We start from the raw sequence: 16,037 nt of genomic DNA, 5'->3' as shown, positions 1-16,037 counted from the left end.
AGGCAGTCTCCCTAGAGGCCGAGCGTTTGCTGGCGATCGTATGCGATGTGGAGTCTCTCGACCTTCTCAGCGTGTTCGAGGTCTACCAACTGCTGCAATTCCTTGTTGATTGCATCTTCCTCTCGAGTGCGGCCAGCGGATGCCACAATCGCAATGCAGGGGAGTCCGATGATTGGCCACGCCAGCCAGGCGAAACTTATGCCGAACCCGAACTTGAGCAGGAAAAACAATGCGGTACCGAGGCCGAATGTAAGGCAAAGGGCGGAGTCCCGAATTTCCCGGCGGAACAGCTTGTTCTCCAATTCCCTCTCGCGGGGAAACGCGGTCAGGGACCTGGCCCGTTTCAGTTCCTTGAGCTCCTCCTGGGGCGGCGGTGAAGGGAGGTCGCTGAAAATGCCGTCAAGCTCTCCTCGGGTGGTAGCGGCTGCAACACGCTGAGCCCGCTCATCAAATTCGTCGACGCTGAGGTAGCCCTCGGCGAAGTAAATGCTCAACCGGGACAGGGCGCAGGATCGCTCGCGGTCGCCAACGCGAATGCTGGGGTGTTCGGTCATGGTGCTTCCTTCCGTTGCGGTGCGGTGTGTCTCTCGGGGTGGAGACCAGCGGGAGGGGCGAACACCAGGACCGACATTCCACCGAAGATTCGTACGATCGTGCGAACGTGGGGTGGTCGGATGCGACAGCAGTCGGAGGGCGCCTAGTCGTTCCAGCTCTTCGTTCGTGCGAAGAAGCAGGCCATCACGGCACCCAGCAGCGAGACTGCGGCCGGGAGGAGCAGCGAGTGTGACATGGCGAGTGCGAACGGGGCGTGGAGCGCCGCCGGCATCCCGCTGCTCGCACCGGCGCCGCCGACGGTCGCCTCGCCCGCGCCGGGGCCGAGCTGGGCGTTGAGCTGCGCGTCCATGAGCGCGGCGATCGCGGCGGAGCCAATGACGGCGCCCACCTGGCGCAGCGTGTTGTACACGCTGGAGCCGGCGCCGGCGAGCGCGGGCGCGAGGTTGCGCGTGGCAATCATGGACAGCGGTCCCCACACCATCGAGTTCGCCACGCCGTTGAGCACGGAGATGGCGAGCAGCCAGTACGGGCTGATCGTCGGGTCGGCGATCCAGGCGGTCATCGCCACCGAAAGGCCCAACATGGTCAGGCCCGCGATGGCGAATGGCTTGGGCTGGTGCGTGTTGGTGAGCTTGCCAATCCAGGGCGACAGCACGCCCGAGACCAGCCCCGCGGGCACGAGAAGGAGCGCGGCGCAGGTGGGGGAGAAGCCTTGGACGGACTGGATGTAGATCATCCACGGGATCATGTACGTCGACACGGTAAAGCCCACCGTGGCGATCGTGACCGCGGAGAGCGAGAAGTTGCGGTCCGCAAAGAGGGCGAGCGGCACAAGCGCGTCGCGACGAGTGCGCGACTGCCACGCAACGAACGTACCGAGCAGGACCAGGCCGCCGGCGATGAGACCGAGCGCGCGCCAGTCCCAGTTGAAGCGCTCACCCTCTTGGATGCCCAGGATGAGGCAGAACATGCCCGCTGCGCTCAGCACCACGCCGAGCCAGTCGAGGCTGCGGGAGGTGAGCTCGAGGCGCGGGACGTAAATCCACGCGAGCACCAGGCCGATCACGCCGATGGGGACGTTGACAAAGAAGATCCAGGGCCAGCCGGAAGCGTCGACAAGCAGCCCGCCCAACAGCGGGCCGACGATGGTGGCGACACCCGCGGTCGCGCCCCAGACACCCATGGCGCTGCCGCGCTCGCGGGGGCTGAAGGTACGGATCATCACCGCCATCGTCTGCGGGGTGACCATTGCGCCGCCGAGGCCTTGGAAGACGCGGGCGACGATGAGCGCCTCGATCGTGCCGGCCAGCCCGCACGCCAGCGAGGACAGCGTGAAGAGTGCGAGGCCGGAGATGTAGAGGGCGCGGGGGCCGAAGCGGTCGCCAAGCCTGCCGGTGATCAGCAGCGGCACCGCGTATGCGAGCAGGTACGCGCTGTTGACCCAGATCACCGAGCTATAGCTCGCGCCGAGCCCGGCGGTGATCGCGGGGATCGCTACGGAAACGATGGTCGAATCGACCAGGATCATGAAAAAGCCCAGCATCATGGACCACAATGCGGGCCAGGGGGATCGTTGTTGCGTCACCTCGGACACTCTACCCCGCAGCGCGCAATATGCTTTCTCGCATGGACCGCACCTTCTCCGGCATTGACCTCGCCGCCGACCCGGCCAAGACCGGCATCGCAACCATCCAGGAAACGCCCGCCGGGCTCACGCTTGTCGACGCCACCGCCTCCGCCACCGACGCCATCCTCATCGCACTCGTGACCGGCGCCGAGCTCACTGGCGTGGACGTGCCCGTCGGATGGCCGCGCGCGTTTCGGGAGTTCGTGAGTGCGCACGCGGACCAGCGCGTGGCTGACCCGGCGACCTACGGCCCGGACGAGCGCCGCCGCCTGGTCAACCGCTTCACCGACCTAGAGGTGCGCCGCAACGCCGGGGTGACTCCGCTGCCGGTGGCCGCCGAGCGCATCGCGCACCCGGCGCTGCGCTGGGCTGGAGTGGAGTCGCGGTTGCGCGCGGCGGGCGCCAACGTGGACCGCGACGGGCACGGCCGGGTCGCCGAGGTCTATCCGGCGGCTGCGCTGAAGCAGTGGGGGCTGCGCCACCGCGGGTACAAGGGCGCGGACGTCGCGGGGCGCGGTGCTCGCGAGGAGATTGCGGCGGGACTCACCGAGCGCTTCGAGCTGGATTGGGCTGGGCGGGAGGCGGGTGTCACCGATAATGCGGACTGCCTCGACGCGGTCATTGCCGCGCTCGTCGCGCGAGAGGTGCGTGCCGGACGTTGCATACCACCGCCGTCTGATCAGGCGGAACTCGTCGCGGAAGAGGGCTGGGTGTGGGTGCCGCGCCCGTCCGCTTGACCTTGTCCCTACGGCAACCTGTTCACTGATCACCATGACCGCAACCACCATCGGAGAGGCCGCCGAGATCCTCGGCGTCACGCCGAAAGCTCTGCGCCACTGGGAGGCGCTCGGACTCATGCAGCCGGAGCGCACCAGCACCGGCTACCGCCAATACCACGCATCCGACCTCGAGCGGGGCGCCGCGATTGCCCTCTACCAGGGAATCGGGGTCCCACTCGCACAGGTCGCAGTGCTTCTCGAAGCCTCCCCGTCCCACCTCGCACGCGCCCTTAGCGCCCACCGCGAGGCCCTGGTGCACCAGCGCGACTCCCTCGAGGCGCAGCTGGACGCGGTCGAGACGTTGATCCGCAAACACAAGAAAGGAACGCTCAGCATGTCTGACATGAAGCACTATTTCGGCGAGGAGTTCGCCGCCCATCAGGAGGAGGCGCAGCAGCGCTGGGGCGACACCGCGGAGTGGCAGCAGTCCCAGGACGCGCTGGCCCGCATGGATGCATCGAAGGCGGAACAGCTCAAGCGCGAGCAAGAGGAGCTGGCCGCCGAGCTGGTCGACGCCCGCGACGCAGGCGTCGTACCTGGTTCGGAGGAGGCAGAACGCATTGTGGCGAAACACCGCGACTCGATCGCGCAGTGGTACGAGGTCACCCCGGCGCGCCAGCTGATCCTCGCCCGCATGTACGTCGGCGACGAGCGCTTCCACAAGCCATTCGACGGAGCCCAGGACTACCTTCTCGAACTCATCACCGCGCACGCCGAGGCCGCGGGCGTGGACCTGGACGCTCCGCAGTGGTAGGCACCCACCGCGTAGGGTAGGGGCCATGAACGAAAAGTACTCAGCAGACGTTTCGCAAACTGTCATCCTTCCTCAGTCCAAGGACGCGATCTTCCTCACCGTCACGCTCAACGAGGGCACCGAGAAGCAGGCGCTCGAGGTCATCACCGGCCTGAAGGGCCTGGTCAACGGCGTTGGGTTCCGCTGGCCCGAGGCACAGCTGAGCGCCGTGGTGGGCATCGGCGCGAACCTGTGGGACCGCCTGTTCACCACCCCGAAGCCGGAGGGCCTGCACCCCTTCCGCGAGCTGCAGGGGGCGAAGCACCACGCGCCGTCCACCCCCGGCGACCTTTTCTTCCACATTCGCGCCGACGAGTACGACGTCGCCTTCGAGCTCGCCCGGCGTATCAACGCGCAGTTGGAGGGCGCGGTGGCCGAGTACGACGAGGTCCACGCGTTCCAGTACCAGGACTTCCGTGACCCGCTCGGTTTTGTCGACGGCACCGAGTCCCCGCGCGGGCAGGCTGGCGTAGAAACCGCGCTGATCAAGGACGGCGACTGGGCCGGCGGTTCCTACATTGTGGCGCAGAAGTACATCCACAACCTCAAGGCGTGGAACGACCTGCCGGTGGAGGAGCAAGAGAAGGTCATCGGTCGCACCAAGCACTCGGACGTGGAGATGGGCGAAGACGTCAAGCCCGCCAACTCCCACGTGGCGCTGAACTCCGTGAAGGACGAAAACGGCGAGTCGCTGGAGATCGTGCGCAACAACCTGAGCTTCGGCGACGCCATGGGCAACCAGGGTACCTACTTTATGAGCTACGCCAAGGACGTGCGCATCACCGAGCTCATGCTGCGCCGCATGTTCATCGGTGAGCCGGAGGGCAACTACGACCGCATCCTCGATTTCTCCGAGGCGCTCACCGGCGTGAACTTCTTCGCCCCCTCCGCGAAGTTCCTGGAGGAGGCTGCCGACCACGCCAAGCCGGAGTTCCTCCCCGAGGAGGAGACCCCGGCCGCGCCCCAGCCCGCCACCACGGCCTCGCAGGGCAAGGTCATCTACGGCGAGTAAACCGGGGCGCGTCGCCCGGCGCAGCTAGATGTGCAGGAACTCGCGCAGCTGCGGCGGGAGCGCCCCGCGCCAGTACGGGAAGGACATCGCGGCGAGCGCGGCGATGCCGGCAAGCACGCCGACGATGGTGACGATGCGCTCCGTCTCTTCATCCATGTTGGCGCTCAGGGACGCGCCACCGCCGCCACCATTACCTCGGCCGGTCGGCTCGTCCTTCGCCGGGACCACCTCGCGCAGTGGCGGAAGCTCGCTCGAGTCGATCCCGTAGAACGTGTCCAGCCCGCGCACGTTGAACTGCGTGGACATGTAGCGCTTGTTGGTGTTGGTATTCCACTGCGAGACGACGACGTCCAAGTTGTCGATGGTGGAGCCCGGAACGATGTAGCCGCCGTAGGGCTGCGACCAGTTGGTGGGGGACTGCTTGTCGCTCCAGCTTCCCGCCTTGGCAATGGTGGAGACCGGCACGTCGTTCCAGTCGCGCTCCAGCGTGTCCGAGATGCGCACCTCGATCGCGTCGGTCGCGTCATTGAACATCACCAGCACCCAGTACCCCTGGATGTAGCGCAGGTTCATCTCACCGGCCTGGACGTTCTTGGACAGGATCGGGGCGGCCTCATCGGTCCAGTTGTCCGTGTCCGGGTCGTAGAGCTCCCACTTCGTGCGATCGTCGATGTCCTCGAGCTTGAAGCGGGACAGGTAGACCGGGTCGGCGCGCTTGAAGGAGGAGGAGACGGCGTAGATGTAGCCGTCGTCGCCCTCCTCCCAGCTGATCAGGTCGCCCATGCCGCCCATGTAACTGTTGCCGGTGTAGCCGATCGACGTCCACTCGCGGCCGCGGGACGTGGACTTCCAGATCTGGGTGTTGCTCACGTTGCCGATGCCGTTGTTCCACATCGCCTGCATGTACAGCGTGCCGTCGATATTGATGATGTCCGACGGGATGAGCGTGAGGTTGCCCTCCTGGTAGTAGCTGATCAGCTTTTCCACCTTGCTGCCGCTGTTCATCGGCCGCTGAACAGTAACGAAGCCGTCGCTGTCGGTTTGGGCGATGACGCCGGTGGGGCTCATCCAGGTGCCCTTGCCAAACGCCTTGCCGGTGAAGGAATCGCCGAAGACCATCGCGTACTCGCGGTCATCCAGCGGCGCCATCACGCCGAGGTCGGTCGCGCCCATCCCGATGCCCTCCGTCCAGGGGCCGAGGATGTCGCCCTTGACCTGGACAGTCGTGCCGTTTGGCATCGCCACCGGGCGGGAGGTATTTACGGCCGCCTGGCCGGCAAAGTTCTCGACGTGCAGTTCCGCCGCGGATTCAGGGTCGGAGCTGATCGCATCGCTCGTCTCCTCTGCATTGTCCAGGGTATCCAAGAAGTCAGCCGGGCCTTCAAGCTGAATCTTCTGCGCCTGGGCTGCCTGCGGGGCGGCGACTGAGGAGAGGGCGATGGAACTGGCGACGGCGGCGCACAGCAGTGCGCGGCGGCGGGAAGAGGAGTGCATGCTGTCTCTGTTCAAACTTGGGGTGAGTAAGGGCACTTATAAGAAGCACAATGAATGTATCAAAGTGGCTGCGATTGCGTAGGGCATTGTGAAACGGGGGTACCACGTGTCTGTGTATCGGGTGTGAAACTCGTCGAAGGCGCGAAACTTGGCTAATCTGAGGGGCATGTCTCGTTTCAGCCCCTTGAACTGGCCGGTGGTGCGCCAGGTGCGGGACGGTGACCTTTTCGCTCGTGGAGCGAATACGGAATCGTCGAAAAGCAAAGACCTGAAGGGCCGCATTGAAGATGCGGACCGGGTGGTCAAGAGCGTGTGCCCGTACTGCGCCGTCGGCTGCGGTCAGCGCGTGTACGTCAAGGATGAGAAAGTCATCCAGATCGAGGGCGACCCGGATTCGCCGCACTCCCGCGGGCGTCTCTGCCCCAAGGGTGCTGCCTCCGAGCAGCTGGTGAACGCGCCGGGGCGCCTCACCGAGATTCTCTACCGCGCCCCCGGTGCCACGGAATGGCAGACGCTGGACCGCGACACCGCGCTGGACATGGTCACCGACCGCTTTATGGAGGCGCGCAAGAACGGGTGGCAGGATTTTGACGAGGAAGGGCGGCCGCTGCGCCGCACCATGGGCATCGCCGGGCTCGGCGGCGCGGCCATGGATAACGAGGAAAACTACCTGATCAAAAAGCTCTGGACCGCCTCTGGCGCGGTGCAGATTGAGAACCAGGCCCGCATATGACACTCGTCCACGGTTCCCAGTTTGGGATCCTCGTTTGGACGCGGCGGCGCAACCCAGCCGCTGCAGGACATGGCCAATGCGGACTGCATTGTGATCCAAGGCTCGAACATGGCCGAGGCACACCCGGTCGGGTTCCAGTGGGTCATTGAGGCGAAGGCGCGCGGCGCCAGGATCATTCACGTTGATCCGCGGTTTACGCGGACGTCGGCAATCGCTCACAAGCACGTGCCCATCCGCGGCGGCTCGGACGTCGTGCTGCTCGGCGCGGTGATCAACTACGTGCTGCAGAACGACCTGTTCTTCCGCGACTACGTCACCGCGTTCACGAACGCCTCGACGCTGATCAGCGAGGAATTCCAGGACACCGAGGACCTCGACGGGCTGTTCTCCGGGTACGACCCGGAGACCGGTGCCTACGACAACGCGACGTGGCAGCCGCAGAAGGCGTGGGATGCGAAGGTGTCGTGGGACAATAAGACGGACCCGACGCTGGAGGACCCCAACACGGTCTTCCAGATTCTCAAGCGCCACTACTCGCGCTACACGCCCGAGGTGGTGGAGCAGGCCTGCGGTATCTCGCAGGAGGACTTCTTCTACCTGGCGGACTCCATCGTGGAAAACTCCGGGCGCGAGCGCACCACCTGCTTCGCGTACGCACTCGGCTGGACCCAGCACACCATGGGCGCGCAGTTCATCCGCACCTGCGCGATCCTGCAGCTGCTCATGGGCAACGTGGGCCGCCCCGGATCCGGCATCATGGCGCTGCGCGGGCACGCCTCCATCCAGGGCTCCACGGACGTGCCCACGCTGTTCCACCTACTGCCCGGCTACCTGCCCATGCCGCAGTCCACGGTGCAGACGTGGGACCAGTACCTCGACGCCGTGTCCAAGCGCGACCAGAAAGGCTTATGGCAGCAAGGCGAGAACTACGCGGTCTCGCTGATGAAGGCCTACTGGGGCGATGCCGCCACCGAGGACAACAACTGGGGCATGGACCTCATGCCGCGCTTGACGGGCGCGCACTCCACCTACCACACCCTGCAGCTCATGGACCAGGGGCTTATCGACGGCTACTTCGTCTTCGGCCAGAACCCCGCCGTTGCGCAGTCGAACGGGCGGATGCAGCGACTGGCCATGTCCAAGCTCAAGTGGATGGTCGTGCGCGACTTCCAGGAGATCGAGACCGCGACGTTTTGGAAGGACTCGCCCGAGATCAAGTCCGGCGAGCTGGTCACCGAGGAGATCGACACGGAGGTGTTCCTCTTCCCGGCGGCGAACCACGTGGAGAAGGCGGGCACGTTTACCCAGACCCAGCGCCTCCTGCAGTGGCGCTTCAAGGCGAAGGACGCGCCGGGGGATGCGGACAGTGACCTGCAGTTCTTCTACGAGCTGGGGCAGCGCATCAAGGAACGCGTGAAGGACTCGACGGATCCGCGCGACATCCCGCTGCAGCGGATCACGTGGGACTACGAGACGGATGCCGAGGGCGAGATCGATCCCGAGTCCGTGCTGCGCGAGATCAACGGCTACTACATCGACGGCCCGCGCAAGGGCCAGATGGTGGACAAATTCGCAGACCTCAAGGCGGACGGCTCGACGGCGTCCGGCTGCTGGATCTACTGCGGCGTGTTCGCCGGCGACGTGAACCGTTCGGCGAAGAAGCGCCCCGGCCAGGAGCAGGACGAGATGGCCCTGGACTGGGGCTGGGCGTGGCCGATGAACCGCCGCGTGCTGTACAACCGCGCATCGGCGGACGAGGACGGTAAGCCCTGGTCCGAGCGCAAGCGCCTCGCCTGGTGGGATGAAGACGAGGAGCGGTGGGTCTCCAAGGACATCGTGGACTTCCCCGTGGACCGCGCCCCCGGCTATAAGCCGGAGCGCGACGCCGTGGGGCCCGCCGCTATCGCGGGCAACGACGCCTTCATCATGCAAGACGACGGCCGCGCATGGCTCTTCGCGCCCACCGGCATGGTGGACGGCCCGATGCCCACGCACTACGAGCCGCAGGAGTCACCGTTCCCCAACGTGCTCTACGGCCAGCAGCAGTCGCCGTCGCGCATCGTGATGCGCGGGGAGCACAACCTGTCGGCGCCGAACTACGGCGAGCCGGGCACGGACGTCTACCCGTACATGCTCAACACCTACCGGTTGACCGAGATGTACACCTCCGGCGCGATGACGCGCACGCTGCCGTTTTTGGCGGAGCTGCAGCCGGAGCTGTTCTGCGAGGTCTCGCCGGAGCTGGCGGAGCGCGTCGGGCTGAAAAACGGGGAGTGGGCGACGATCGTCTCGCCGCGCAACGCCATTGAGGCGCGTGTCCTGGTCACCGACCGCATCAAGACGCTCACCGTTGGCAACCGCGCGTTTGAGCAGATCGGCATGCCGTTCCACTACGGTCGCGGCAACTACGCTGAGGTGGCTGGCGACGGGCCGAACGACCTGCTCGGCATCATGCTGGACCCGAACGTGAACATCCAGGCCTCCAAGGTCTCGGCCGTGGACATCCGCCCCGGCCGCCGGCCCCGCGGTGCCGCGCGCGTCGAGTTGGTGCGCGAGTACCAGCAGCGCGCCGGCCTGGACGAGAACACGGGCACAGTGCTTCACGACGCCACGTCGCAGGCCGCCGTCCGCCAGGGACAAGGCGACGCCTCGGCAGCCAAGGACGACCCCACGAAGGACAACATGTCGAACCAGGAGGGCTAAGACCAGTTGCAGACGAAAAACCGGATCACAGAATCGCCCTCCAATGTGGGCTACGACGGTGAGCAGCGCAAAGCGTTTTTCACCGACACCTCAATCTGCATCGGCTGCAAGGCCTGCGAGGTGGCCTGCAAGGAGTGGAACCGCAACCCGCAGGACGGCGACTACGCCATGTCGGGCATGTCGTACGACAACACCGGCTCCCTCGGGGCGAACACGTGGCGCCACGTGGCGTTCATCGAACAGAGCGAGGAGCAGATTGCCAACGCCCGCGAGGAAGGCAAGAAGCTGGTCACGCTCGGGATGCCGGGGATGCCGGGCGCATCGGGGGAGGGTGACGGTGGCGTCGATAAGCATGAGCCCCAGCTGCCAGACACCCCGGACTTCCGCTGGCTGATGTCGTCGGACGTGTGCAAGCACTGCACCAACGCGGGCTGCCTGGATGTGTGCCCGACGGGCGCGCTGTTTCGCACCGAGCACGGCACCGTGGTGGTGCAGGACGACGTGTGCAACGGCTGCGGAACGTGCGTGGCCGGCTGCCCGTTCGGAGTGATCGAGCGGCGCGCCGACGGCGGGGTGCAAAAGCGCAACGAGCGTGCGAAGGTAGGAGACGACTTCACCGTCGGCGAGGTCGCGCCAATCAAGAACGTCGGCGTGGCGCAGAAGTGCACAATGTGCTTCGACCGCCAACAGGTCGGCGAGGGGCCGGCGTGCGCGAAGACGTGCCCGACCAACTCCATCCAGTACGGCACCTACACCGAGATGCTCGCCGCCGCGAAGGCGCGCGTGACCGAGCTGCACGCACAGGGCATGACCGAGGCGCGGCTCTACGGCGCCAACAGCGACGACGGCGTGGGCGGCACCGGCTCGATCTTCCTGCTTCTCGACGCCCCCGAGGTCTACGGCCTGCCGCCGGACCCCGAGGTGCCCACCGCAAACCTGCCCGAGATGGCCAAGCGGGCCGTCGTCGCGGCCGCGGGGCTCGTCGGCGCCGCCGCGGCGGCATTCGTGATCGGAGGAAAGTAGATGGCAGAGTTCGATTCCTTCCGCCCGCCGGAGCCGCCGCGCGGACCGAAGCGGCGCGGCGGTTCGACCCGCTACGGCGGCAAGAAGCGTCGGCGCGGCGAGGAGCTCATGGTGCCGCGCGCGGACTTTGAGCAGTACGATTCCTACTACGGGCGGCCGATTGTGAAATTCCCGCCGTGGGAATGGCCGATCGGCGTCTACCTATTCCTGGGCGGCATGGCGGGCGGGTCCTCGCTGCTGGCCGTGGGTGCCGGCGCGACCGGCAACAGGGAGCTGCAGCGCAACACGCGCCTGACCGCGGCGGTTGCCGCGGCGGTGGGATCCGGCTGCCTGGTCATCGACCTCGGGCGCCCCGAGCGCCTGCTCAACATGTTCCGCGTGTTCAAGCTGTCCTCGCCGATGTCGGTGGGGTCCTGGATCCTCGGTGCCTTCTCCGGCGGCGCGATGGTCGCCGCCGCGGCGGAGGCGGACGCGCTCACCGGCGAGCGGGCCCCGCTGCCTGGGCCGACACGGAAGCTCCTGCACGCGCTGGCCACCCCAGCCGGCGTCGCCTCCGGGCTGATGGGCGCGCCGCTGGCCGTCTACACCGCGGTGCTGCTTGGTAACACGTCCGTGCCCATGTGGCAGGACGCGCACAAGGAGCTGCCCAACCTGTTCGTCTCCTCGGCGGCGTGCGCGTCCGCGGGTGCTGCGCTGGTGACGACTTCCGCCGCGAACAACGGCCCGGCCCGCGCGCTGGCCGGGGTTGGTGCGGTGGCGGACGTGGTGGCGTCGTCAGTGCTCACCCGCAGGCTGACTGAGCCGTTGGAAGAGACGGTGGAGCACGGCAAGGCGGGGAAGTTCCTCAAGGCTGCGGAGGCGTTGGTCATCGCCGGCGGGCTCGGGGCGGTGTTCGGCGGGAAGCGCCGCGCGGTCGCGGCGGCGAGCGGTGTCGCGCTGGCTGCGGCGTCGTGCCTGACCCGTTTCGGCATCATCGCCGCTGGCAAGCGCTCCACCGAGGACCCGAAGTACGTAGTCGAGCCGCAGCGCGCCAGGTTGCGCGCCCGCCAGGAGGCCGGCCAGGTCGGTGACTCCATCACCACCGCGTCCTAGCTAGCGCACGCGCACGCGCCCGGTGCCCTCGGTGGTTTCGCCGATGATGGGGTAGCCGGGCACCTCGCCGATAACCAGGAGGCCGCCGGAGGTCTGCGCGTCGGCGAGCAGGAGCAATTCTTCTTCGTTGATGCCGTCGGCATCTACGTGCGGGCGCACCCAGTCCAGGTTGCGCTGCGAACCGCCCGGGATGAAGCCTTGGGCAAGGGTGTCGCGTGCGCCGTCGATAAGCGGCACCTTCGTGTGGTCGATGACCGCGTCGACGCCGGAGGCGCGCGCCATCTTGTACAGGTGGCCGAGTAGGCCAAAGCCGGTGACGTCGGTAGCGGCGCGCGCACCGGCGTCGACGGCGGCGCGGGAGGCGTCGCGGTTGAGCGTGGTCATGACCTCGACCGCCTCGTCGAACCACTCGCCGGTGGCCTTGTGGCGGTTGTTCAGCAGGCCCGAGCCGATCGGCTTGGTCAGCGTGATGGGCAGGCCGGGGGCGGCGGCGTCGTTGCGCATGAGGCGCGCGGGGTCGATGGTGCCGGTGGCGGACATGCCGTAGATCGGCTCGGGCGCGGAGATGGAGTGCCCGCCGGTGACGGAGATGCCGGCCGCGCTCGCGCCGTCGAGCCCGCCGTGGAGGACCTCGCGGATGAGCTCCTGCGGGAGGACGTCGCGCGGCCAGCCAAGCAGGTTGATGGCGGTGATGGGGGTGCCGCCCATGGCGTAGACGTCGGAAAGCGCGTTGACCGCGGCGATCTTTCCCCAGGTGTACGCGTCGTCCACGACGGGGGTGAAGAAGTCGGCGGTGGAAATGACGGCGAGGTCATCGCGCACGCGGATCGCGGAGGCGTCATCGCCGTCGTCCAGGCCGACGATCACGCTGGGGTCGTGCACGCCGACGAGGCCCTTGACGGCGTCTTCCAGCTCGCCGGGCGGGATCTTGCAGGCACAGCCGCCGCCGGCGGCGAATTGGGTGAGGCGAATCTTGGGGTTCGTGGTGCTCATGTGGCCTATGGTAGCGTTTTGCGCGGAGGCGTACGTGTCCTGGTGGGCGCCCCAGTCTTCAAAACTGGTGAGGCCGAGCAGCTCGACCTGGCAGGTTCGATTCCTGTCCGTCTCCGCCACGCTTTTCGAGGAGGACACGAGCTTGACCGACACGCGCCGCCACATCCCCCGCACCGACGCGCTGCTGGCGTTGGCGCAGGACACGCCGCTCGCCGCGCACGCGCTCAAGTCCCTCGCGCGCACAACGCAAGACGCTTGTCGACGCCACCTTATCCCACCCCACGCCGCCGAGTCTTACTTCCTCGCACTGGTTGGCAAGGGTGTCGCCTCTATGACGCCGGTGCTCAACGCGACGGGCGTGGTTGTGCACACCAACGTGGGGCGCGCGGCACTCGCGCCGGAGGCCGTCGACGCCCTCGTCGACGCCGCGGGCTACGTGGACGTGGAGATGGACCTCGCGACCGGCCGCAGGTCGCGCAACCGCGGGGCGGGCGCGCGCGACGCGCTGCTCGCGGCGTGCCCGGCGGCGGAGGATGCGCTGGTGGTCAACAACGGCGCGGGCGCGCTCCTGCTAGCCAACGCGGCGCTGGCGGAGCACGGCCGCGTGCTCATCTCGCGGGGCGAGCTCATCGAGATCGGGGCGGGGTTCCGCCTGCCGGAGCTCATCGAGTCGGCCCGCGTCGAGCTCGTCGAGGTGGGCGCAACGAATCGGACGCACCCGCACGACTACGAGCGCGCCGCATCGGGCGCGAGCGCCATCCTCAAGGTGCACCCGTCCAACTACCGAGTCCACGGCTTCACCGCCGAGGCGGGCGTGGCGCGGCTGCGCCACATCGCCGACGCGCACGAGCTTTCCCTCATCGTGGACACGGGCTCCGGGCTGCTGCGCCCGGACCCGGCGCTTCCCGACGAGCCCGACGCCACCACCGCGCTGCGCGCCGGCGCCGACATCGTCCTTTTCTCCGGCGACAAGCTGCTCGGCGGGCCGCAGGCGGGCGTGATCCTGGGGCGCAAGGACGCCGTCGAGCGGTTGCGGCGGCACCCGCTGGCGCGCGCGGTGCGCGTGGACAAGCTGCGCCTCGCCGCGCTCGAAGCGACCGTCCGGCTGCGGAACACACCCACCTCAGCGGCGCTGCACGCCGACCCCGACAAGCTGCGCACCCGCGCCGACGCGCTCGCCGCGGCGCTGCAGGAGCGCGGCACGGAGGCGTGCGTCGTGCCGCACGACGGCCGCGTCGGCGGCGGGGGAGCGCCCGGCGTGCCGCTCGCCGGCTGGGCGGTGGCGGTTGACCAGTCGCTCGCCGAGCCACTCCGCCTCCAGCGCCCCGCTGTCCTCGGCCGCGTCCACGACGGCGCGCTGCTGCTCGACCTGCGCTGCATCCCACCCGCGCGGGACGCCGAGCTCGCCCGCGCCGTCGCCGAAGCGGGGCAGCCATGACGCCCCCGACGTACGTCATGGCAACCGCGGGCCACGTCGACCATGGCAAGTCCACCCTGGTCAAGGCGCTCACCGGGATGGAGCCGGACCGCTGGGAAGAGGAGAAGCAGCGCGGACTCACCATCGACCTCGGCTTCGTCTGGGCCCGACTGCCGCAGGGAGCCGGCGACCCCGTCGACGTGGCCTTCGTCGACGTGCCTGGCCACGAGCGCTTCATTGCCAACATGCTCGCCGGCGTCGGCCCCGCGCCCGCCGTCCTCTTCGTCATCGCGGCCGACGAGGGGTGGATGGCGCAGTCCACCGACCACGCCGCCGCCATCGACGCGTTCGGCATCACCGACGCAGTCATCGCAATGACCAGGGCCGATCGCGCCGGCCGTGCGCGCCGAGACGAGGTGCGCGCCGAGATCGCGCGTCACGTCGCCGGCACCACGCTGGAGGGCGCGCCGGTCGTCGAGGTCTCCGCCCGCACGGGCGAGGGGATGGTGGAGTTGGGGCGCGTGTGCGTCGATAAGCTGCGAAGCGCGCCGCGGCCCGACCCGGACGCGCGCGTGCGACTGTGGGTCGACCGCGCATTCACCATCAAGGGCGCGGGCACCGTGGTCACCGGCACGCTCACCGCGGGCACGATCCGCCCCGGCGACACGCTGCGGCTCGGCGCGCGGGACGTGCAGGTGCGGGGCATCCAGTCCGAGGACACGCCGATCGGCGCGGCCGCCCCCGCGATGCGCGTCGCGCTCAACCTGCGCGGGGTGAGCGCCGAGGACCTCGGTCGCGGCGATGCGCTGTGCCCCCCGGGCGCGTGGGAGCAGACCTCGCTTATCGACGCCCACGTCACCACCGGCCAACCCGCCACCAACCTCCCGCACGAACTGGTCGCGCACGTCGGCACCGCGCAGGTCCCGGCGAAGGTGCGGCCGTTCGGCGCCGACTACGTGCGGCTGGTGCTCGACCGGCCGCTGCCGCTCACGCTCGGCGACGCGCTCGTGCTCCGCGGCCCCGGCGCCCAGCACATCCTGGCGGGCGTGCGTGTGGTCGACGCGGACCCGCCGGAGCTGCGGCGTCGCGGCGACGGCAGGCGCCGCTCCGAGCAGCTGCCCGCGCTGCCGTCGCTGGACGCGGAGATCGCGCGGCGCGTGGCGGTCACGCCTGCGCACCTGGCTCGGCTCGGGTTCGACGTGCCGGCGGCGCCGCCGGCGGGCGCGGTGGCGTTCGCCGGGTACTGGGTCCGCGCGAGCCAGGTGATGGCGTGGAAGCGCGAGCTGGCGGCGGCGGTGGCGGAGCACGAGCGCGACAACCCGCTCTCCGCGGGCCTCTCGGCCGGCGCGGCGTCCGACCTGCTTGGGCTGCCCGACCCGAGGCTGCTCGCGCTGGCTGCCGCGGCGGCCAAGCTCACGCTCGCCGGCGGGGTGGTGACCAGCGGCGCGCAGCGGGACCTGGGACCGGGCGTGGCCCGCCTGGAGGAGCACCTGCGCGCCCAACCGTTCCGCGCGCCGGAGGCGGCGGACCTCGCGCGCTGGAACGTGGGGGAGAAGGAGTTGGCAGCGGCGGAGCGCGCGGGCCGCATCGTGCGCCTCGGCGACGGCGTCGTGCTGCTTGTCTCGGCCCCCGCCCGCGCCGCGGAGCTGTTGCGCGACCTCGACTCGCCCTTCACCGCCTCGCAGGCGCGCCGCGTGTGGGACACGACCCGCCGCGTGGCGATTCCGCTGCTCGAGCTTCTCGACGCCCACGGCATCACCCGCCGCCTCGACGGCAACCTCCGGGCGCTGCGTTGAAACCCCGAAACCTTATTAGA

General features: G+C 68.5%; 12 protein-coding genes and 1 tRNA gene. 9 read left to right on the top strand and 4 right to left on the bottom strand.

Annotation, left to right across the window (positions count from 1 at the left end; genetic code table 11):
• Positions 1–11: 11 nt before the first annotated feature.
• Positions 12–554, bottom strand: a complete 543-nt coding sequence (locus CKJ82_RS03490; RefSeq protein WP_095537028.1) for a DUF1707 SHOCT-like domain-containing protein — start codon at positions 552–554, stop codon at positions 12–14.
• Positions 555–697: 143 nt separating this feature from the next.
• On the bottom strand, positions 698–2,140 hold the full coding sequence (locus CKJ82_RS03485) for a DHA2 family efflux MFS transporter permease subunit (protein ID WP_240510665.1): 1,443 nt from the start codon (positions 2,138–2,140) through the stop codon (positions 698–700).
• A gap of 41 nt (positions 2,141–2,181) precedes the next feature.
• Here CKJ82_RS03485 and CKJ82_RS03480 point away from each other — a divergent pair, with 41 nt between their 5' ends.
• From CKJ82_RS03480 to CKJ82_RS03470, 3 genes are read left to right on the top strand one after another with little or no spacing between them, the layout of a single operon-like run.
• The gene (locus tag CKJ82_RS03480; RefSeq protein WP_095537026.1) at positions 2,182–2,919 is read left to right on the top strand and encodes a DUF429 domain-containing protein; all 738 of its coding nucleotides are present in this window, start codon (positions 2,182–2,184) and stop codon (positions 2,917–2,919) included.
• A gap of 34 nt (positions 2,920–2,953) precedes the next feature.
• Positions 2,954–3,715, top strand: a complete 762-nt coding sequence (locus tag CKJ82_RS03475; protein WP_095537025.1) for a MerR family transcriptional regulator — start codon at positions 2,954–2,956, stop codon at positions 3,713–3,715.
• Positions 3,716–3,740: 25 nt separating this feature from the next.
• Positions 3,741–4,766: a Dyp-type peroxidase gene (locus CKJ82_RS03470; RefSeq protein WP_095537024.1), complete on the top strand. Its 1,026-nt coding sequence runs from the start codon at positions 3,741–3,743 to the stop codon at positions 4,764–4,766.
• A 24-nt stretch (positions 4,767–4,790) separates the two neighbouring features.
• Here the strand turns inward: CKJ82_RS03470 and CKJ82_RS03465 are convergent, their stop codons facing one another.
• Entirely contained in the window at positions 4,791–6,260 is a 1,470-nt protein-coding gene (locus CKJ82_RS03465; RefSeq protein ID WP_240510664.1) for a DUF4185 domain-containing protein, read from the bottom strand.
• 166 nt (positions 6,261–6,426) lie between these two features.
• On the opposite strand from CKJ82_RS03465, the gene fdnG reads away from it, so the two are divergent.
• Genes fdnG through nrfD form a run of 3 tightly spaced genes read left to right on the top strand, consistent with a single transcriptional unit; the run spans position 6,427 to position 11,811 of the window.
• Positions 6,427–9,696 (top strand): formate dehydrogenase-N subunit alpha, encoded by a 3,270-nt coding sequence (fdnG, locus tag CKJ82_RS03455; protein ID WP_205691368.1) that lies wholly within the window; start codon positions 6,427–6,429, stop codon positions 9,694–9,696.
• Positions 9,697–9,741: 45 nt separating this feature from the next.
• Positions 9,742–10,719 carry a 4Fe-4S dicluster domain-containing protein gene (locus tag CKJ82_RS03450; protein ID WP_240510663.1) on the top strand — a complete coding sequence of 326 codons (978 nt, stop codon included), beginning with the start codon at positions 9,742–9,744 and terminating at the stop codon, positions 10,717–10,719.
• Positions 10,720–11,811: an NrfD/PsrC family molybdoenzyme membrane anchor subunit gene (gene nrfD, locus CKJ82_RS03445; protein ID WP_095537022.1), complete on the top strand. Its 1,092-nt coding sequence runs from the start codon at positions 10,720–10,722 to the stop codon at positions 11,809–11,811.
• Here the strand turns inward: nrfD and selD are convergent, their stop codons facing one another.
• On the bottom strand, positions 11,812–12,804 hold the full coding sequence (gene selD, locus CKJ82_RS03440) for a selenide, water dikinase SelD (RefSeq protein WP_095537021.1): 993 nt from the start codon (positions 12,802–12,804) through the stop codon (positions 11,812–11,814). It abuts the gene before it with no gap.
• Between the two features lie 24 nt (positions 12,805–12,828).
• On the opposite strand from selD, the gene CKJ82_RS03435 reads away from it, so the two are divergent.
• The 3 genes from CKJ82_RS03435 (at position 12,829) to selB (ending at position 16,017) form a co-directional block, all read left to right on the top strand.
• Positions 12,829–12,923, top strand: a tRNA-Sec gene (locus tag CKJ82_RS03435).
• A 23-nt stretch (positions 12,924–12,946) separates the two neighbouring features.
• Positions 12,947–14,242, top strand: coding sequence for an L-seryl-tRNA(Sec) selenium transferase (gene selA / locus CKJ82_RS03430; RefSeq protein WP_205691359.1), 1,296 nt, complete (start codon positions 12,947–12,949; stop codon positions 14,240–14,242).
• Positions 14,239–16,017 (top strand): selenocysteine-specific translation elongation factor, encoded by a 1,779-nt coding sequence (selB, locus tag CKJ82_RS03425; protein WP_240510662.1) that lies wholly within the window; start codon positions 14,239–14,241, stop codon positions 16,015–16,017. Before selA ends, selB begins: the two co-directional genes overlap by 4 nt.
• Positions 16,018–16,037: the final 20 nt, after the last annotated feature.

Origin of the sequence: Corynebacterium gottingense, assembly GCF_002285125.1 — a bacterium.
Lineage (GTDB): Bacteria > Actinomycetota > Actinomycetes > Mycobacteriales > Mycobacteriaceae > Corynebacterium > Corynebacterium gottingense.
Note: the sequence above shows the minus strand (reverse complement) of the source record. Positions and strands in the feature narration are given on the sequence as shown.

Excerpts from the sequence above, each read along its gene's own strand:
- CKJ82_RS03470 (WP_095537024.1), top strand. The coding sequence starts at position 3,741 with ATGAACGAAAAGTACTCAGCAGACGTTTCGCAAACTGTCATCCTTCCT.
- CKJ82_RS03465 (WP_240510664.1), bottom strand. The coding sequence starts at position 6,260 with ATGCACTCCTCTTCCCGCCGCCGCGCACTGCTGTGCGCCGCCGTCGCC.
- selD (WP_095537021.1), bottom strand. The coding sequence starts at position 12,804 with ATGAGCACCACGAACCCCAAGATTCGCCTCACCCAATTCGCCGCCGGC.
- CKJ82_RS03475 (WP_095537025.1), top strand. The coding sequence starts at position 2,954 with ATGACCGCAACCACCATCGGAGAGGCCGCCGAGATCCTCGGCGTCACG.
- CKJ82_RS03480 (WP_095537026.1), top strand. The coding sequence starts at position 2,182 with ATGGACCGCACCTTCTCCGGCATTGACCTCGCCGCCGACCCGGCCAAG.
- nrfD (WP_095537022.1), top strand. The coding sequence starts at position 10,720 with ATGGCAGAGTTCGATTCCTTCCGCCCGCCGGAGCCGCCGCGCGGACCG.
- CKJ82_RS03490 (WP_095537028.1), bottom strand. The coding sequence starts at position 554 with ATGACCGAACACCCCAGCATTCGCGTTGGCGACCGCGAGCGATCCTGC.
- selB (WP_240510662.1), top strand. The coding sequence starts at position 14,239 with ATGACGCCCCCGACGTACGTCATGGCAACCGCGGGCCACGTCGACCAT.